Origin of the sequence: Streptomyces chiangmaiensis (genome assembly GCF_036281785.1) — a bacterium.
In the GTDB taxonomy this organism is placed as follows: Bacteria; Actinomycetota; Actinomycetes; order Streptomycetales; family Streptomycetaceae; genus Streptomyces; species Streptomyces chiangmaiensis.
In genome coordinates, this window is sequence record NZ_JAYWVC010000363.1 from 1 (window position 1) to 4,775 (window position 4,775).

Annotated in this window: 3 protein-coding genes and 1 pseudogene; all 4 read left to right on the top strand. The window is 67.7% G+C overall.

Annotated features, from left to right (window positions below; genetic code table 11):
- Positions 1-1,351, top strand: a pseudogene (locus VXC91_RS42435) (transposase); the annotation flags it as partial.
- Complete coding sequence (locus tag VXC91_RS42440; RefSeq protein WP_329512694.1) at positions 1,348-2,496, top strand: AAA family ATPase; 1,149 nt, start codon at positions 1,348-1,350, stop codon at positions 2,494-2,496. The pseudogene VXC91_RS42435 and the gene VXC91_RS42440, both read left to right, overlap by 4 nt.
- The gene (locus tag VXC91_RS42445) at positions 2,493-3,032 is read left to right on the top strand and encodes a TniQ family protein (protein WP_329512695.1); all 540 of its coding nucleotides are present in this window, start codon (positions 2,493-2,495) and stop codon (positions 3,030-3,032) included. The genes VXC91_RS42440 and VXC91_RS42445 overlap by 4 nt, the downstream gene beginning before the upstream one ends.
- A gap of 102 nt (positions 3,033-3,134) precedes the next feature.
- Complete coding sequence (locus tag VXC91_RS42450) at positions 3,135-4,637, top strand: hypothetical protein (RefSeq protein ID WP_329512696.1); 1,503 nt, start codon at positions 3,135-3,137, stop codon at positions 4,635-4,637.
- The last annotated feature ends 138 nt before the right edge of the window (positions 4,638-4,775 follow it).

Consider the following 4,775-nt stretch of genomic DNA (forward strand, 5'->3'; position numbering starts at 1 on the left):
CGTCTTCGCGATGGACCCGATCACGCTGAAGTGGGTGCAGGCCGAGCTGACGGTCGCGATGGACTGGTACGACAGGTGCGTCACGGGGATCAGGGTGACCCCGGTGTCCACGCAGTCCATCGACGTCGCGGCGGTGCTGTTCCAGACCTACCGGCCCCGACCGGCGGGCAAGGACTGGCCCGCACACGCGGTCTGGCCCGACCACGGCATCCCCCACACCGTCTTCGTGGAGCGCGAAGCCCTCGAAGAGGACGACGGGGAAGGGAAGGACGGCGGCAAGACAGGCGTCGCCGGCCCGGCTCTGGTGCCGGAGACCATCGTGGTCGACCACGGCAAGCCGTTCATCAGCGAGCACATCACTTCCGTCTGCCAGCGCCTTGGCCTCTCGATCCAGCCGGCCCGTCTGCGGACGGGCCGGGACAAGGGGCCGATCGAGAGATTTTTCAGGACCCTGCGCGAGGGCCTGTTGGAGTCGCTGCCCGGCTACAAGGGCCCGGATGTGTTCTCGCGGGGAGAGCGGCCGGAGGACCAGGCGTTCTTCTTCCTCCACGAGTTGGAGGCGATCATCCGTGAGTGGGTGGCCTGCGTGTATCACGTGAGGCCCCATGACGGGCTCGTCGATACGCGGGTCCCGGGGCTGCGGCTGTCGCCGTCGGTGATGTTCGAGCACGGGATCGCCCGCGCCGGCTACATCGAGGTTCCCCGCGATCCGGCGCTCGGGTTCGAGTTCCTGAAGACCGAGTGGAAGCCGCTCCACCACTACGGCGTCGAGATCCGCAAGTGCCGCTACAACGGCGACGGCCTGGACGGCTATCGCGGTGAGACGAGCCCGTACACGGGGCCGAAGGCCAAGGGGATGTGGCCCATCCACGTCGACCCCGACAACATCAATTACGTCTACTTCCGGCGCCTGGACACCCGCCGCTGGCACGCCCTGGAGTGGGAACACGCCCCGGCGATGAAGTTCCCGATCAGCGGGCAGGCCCTGGAGCTTGCCCGGAAGGTCGCCGGCACGAAGTACCGCTTCCCCGATGACGAGACCGCCGTCGCCGAACTGTTGGACCGCTGGCATCTCGGCCTTGGCCTGACCATGACGGAGCGGCGCATCGCTTTGCGGCAGGCCCGCGAGCAGTCCGCTTTCGACCTGGCCGCCACCAAGGACGACGTCATCCGCGCCCTGCCGTCGGTGGCCCGCATCCTCACCGCCGACACCGAGGAGACGGACGAGGAACTGGCGGACGACGCGGACGAGGCGGAGCCCTACGAAGGGCCCGTGGCCAGCGATGACGACGAGCTCGACGCCGACGATGCCGCCGATGACTTCTACGCCGATGCCCTGGAGGACGTATGAACCCCGCACCCGGACCCACGCCCGAACGTGATGCGCACCCGCAGCTGGACAACCTCACGCTCTCCCGCAAGGAGGGCTTCCGGGCCCTGGCGGAGACGCCGCGGCGTGAGCAGCCGGAGCTGCTCACGCCGCAGCAGATCGCGGACCTGAGCGAGGCGGCGCGACTGGAGTACCACGATGACCGGAGCGTGTGGCACGCCAATCTCGGCCCCTTCAGAACGCCTCAGCTCGAAGCCGTGCAGGAAGACTTGTGGGACATTATCGGCAGCAACCAGCAGAACGGCGACAAGCCCAAGGGCGCCGTCGCTATCGACGCGTTTCCTGGTCTGGGCAAGACCACGGCGGTGCTGAACCTTGCGCTGAAGTACCACCGCGAGCAGATCGCGCGCCATGGCGCCTTCACCTCCGCCGGTCACGAGCGGTGGCCCGTGTGCTGGGTCGGGCTGACCAGCAACATCGGCATGAAGGACTTCAACCGGGCCCTGCTGGAGTTCTTCGCTCACCCGGGCCGCAGGAGCGGGACCGCCGCGCTGTTCGCGCAGCGCGCCCTGGACTGTGTCCTTGGCTGCGAGACGAAGCTGCTGATCATCGACGACCTGCACTTCCTCAAGTGGCAGGACAAGAACGGCAGGGAGGTCAGCAACCACTTCAAGTACATCGCGAACGAGTTCCCGGTCACCTTGATCTTTGTCGGGGTCGAGCTGGAGAGCCGGGGCCTGTACTCGGAGATCGACTCCAGTGGCGACATCACCCTGGCGCAGACCGGGCGCCGCACGACACCGCTGACCATGGACCCGTACCTGGTCACCAACGACGCGCACCGTGTCGCGTGGCGCAAGCTCATGCTCACCCTGGAGCAGCGGATCGTGCTCGCTCGGAAGTTTCCCGGGATGCTCGCCGAGGAGCTGTCCGACTATCTGTACGTCCGCAGCACCGGGCACATCGGCTCGCTGATGACGTTGATCAACCGCGGGTGTCAGCGTGCCGTCCGCACGGGTGCCGAGGTCCTCACCCAAGAACTGCTCGACCAGGTGAAGATGGACGCGGCGGCGGAGCGGGCCCGCAAAGCGCTCGAGAAGAAGTTCGCGCGGCGGAAGATGACCACCAAGCCGAGGCGGAGCCGGCCCCGCAAGCAGGCGGCATGACCGCGCTCCGTTCACTTCCGCTGCGGGTCGCACCCGTCCCCGGCGAAGCGCTCGACTCATGGCTGGAGGCTGTGAGCCGTCAGTTGCGAACCCCGTGGAACGACCTCCTGCCCGACCTCGGGCTCAGCGATCTTCGACAGAAACCTCAAAGGCACCCCGCTTGGCTGACCCTGCTCCCCGACGCGGAAGCCGCAGCCCTTTCTGCGGCCACCGGCATCGAGCCTGCCCGGCTCCGCCGGATGACCCTCGCCCACTACGACGGTCGCGCCCTCGTCGTCGAACCCAAGCCACGCATGATCCACCCGCGGCGCCTCTGGGGGCGTTCCCGAGGGTCCTTCTTCTGCCCGGACTGCCTGCGTGACAACGGGGGCCGTTGGCTGCTGAGCTGGCGTCTGGGCTGGTCCTTCGCCTGCGTGAAGCACCGGCGGCTGCTCGGCGACCAGTGTCCTGTGTGCGTCCGGATGCCGCGTCTTCAGCCCTATCCGCCAAGTCAGCTGTCAGAACCGAGCCGCTGCATGAACTCCCAGGCCGGGTAGGCGCGGACGCGCGGCCGAGCAGCCCACCGCTGCGGCCATCCGCTCACGGAAGTCCCGGATTGCTTCCTGCCCGATGGGCACCGGGCCCTGGTCGCCCAGCAGATGCTGAATCAGATCATCGACCGCGACCTTGCCGACATGGGCGTCTACGCGCAGCACCCGCAGAACGCGATCACCGCGCTGAGCGACATCAAGTCGCTCGCCTGCCGGGTCATCAACAGAGCCACCCGCTGGCACCTGAAAGGCGTGCTGCCCGATGACCTCATCGGGCTCGGCGCACCCCTTCTGCCGGCGGAGCTGCCCCGGGAGGATCAGGCACCCTCGCGGGACGGCGGAAAGGCCCCGATGCGCGCCGCCGTCGCCGCCGTTTCCCTCACGGTGGCGACGGAGCTCCTGGCTCAACGCGATGTGCATGCGTCCGGCGAGGCGATGCGTTGGCTCATCGGCATCTACTACCCCGACAAGCCGCCGAGCCCTGCCCACGTGCGGCCCTGGGCTGCGGGCTGTAGCCCCGTCCTGGACGCCATCATCATCAGGGCCCTTCAGCCCACCATGAAGCGTGGGGCCGTCCTTCGCTACTGCACCGGATCGGGCCTGCCCGGCACCTCCATGCACGTCACTGCAGCTGCCGGGCGGGCACAGCGGCTCCCGGGCCTGATGTGGAGCCGGTGGGCTCTGAGGATGCTGCCCCCGAAGGGGTTCAACGTGCGAACGGTGCAGGTTGCGCTGCCCTGCCTCGTCCTGCAAACCGGCAACACTCTGACCCACGGCCGGGCGGCAAAGATCCTGGGCGACGCCAGCACCCGAGAGAGTAACTTCCGGGTCCTGCACGCCCTTCAGAACAATCCCCACTGGCCCGACGCCCAGCGGTCCCTGCTCAGGCTGGCCGACTACCTGGACCGCACCCCGCCCCCCATCGACTACGAGCGCCGCCGCGAGCTCAGTTACACCGACGTTCTCACCGAAGAGGACTGGCCTCGGTTCTGTCGCGCCGCCCAAGCAGCTGTGGGCCAGGGCCCCCGCTACCTCGTCACCCGGTGCTACCTGATCGAACGGATCAGCGCCATGCCGATGGAACTCGCCCCCGAGCTGCGAAGCCAACTCGCCAGCTTCCCCGCGACATTAACGCCGCAGTTCACAGCCGAACTCGAGCGCACTGCACAGGCGTTCCTGACCCGCTGCGGCATCAGCGAGCCCACGGTGTGGGAGCCCCCGGCAAAGCTCCTCGACGGCCTGACCCTGCCCGGCTTCGACCCGGCCGCAGTACAGGCCCGGGACGTCCACGAGTTGATGCGGGGACAGGGCCTGACCGTCGCCCAGACGGCCGGCCGGCTCGGCACGTCCTCCCACGTGGTCCACCACGTCCTCGAGCGAGTCCCCCTCGCTCAGAACATGTACCAGGCACGGCTCGCCGGCACGATGCGCGAGGAGCTCAAACGCCGCCTGCCCAAGGCCGTGTTGGAGCAGCTCGGGCGGCGCTACTCCGAGTCAGAGATCGCTCGCCGCTTCAACACGAGCAATCACATGGTCGCGAGAATCCGCAAGGAGTACGGGTTGCCCGCACCACCGATGGGCAACCGTTCCGTTCTGCCACGCGACATCTGAGACCGACGCGGAATCCCCGTGGTCAGCACACGAGTACGGATATCCGTGCACGCGACTGCGGATAGTGTGTCCACACCGGAGAGCTGCTATCAGTACTTCCAACGCTTTACCAGCTTCTTTGGCTGGCTCAGCTATGTG

Coding starts and splice junctions, on each gene's coding strand:
- VXC91_RS42440 (WP_329512694.1), top strand. CDS start 1,348: ATGAACCCCGCACCCGGACCCACGCCCGAACGTGATGCGCACCCGCAG.
- VXC91_RS42445 (WP_329512695.1), top strand. CDS start 2,493: ATGACCGCGCTCCGTTCACTTCCGCTGCGGGTCGCACCCGTCCCCGGC.
- VXC91_RS42450 (WP_329512696.1), top strand. CDS start 3,135: ATGCTGAATCAGATCATCGACCGCGACCTTGCCGACATGGGCGTCTAC.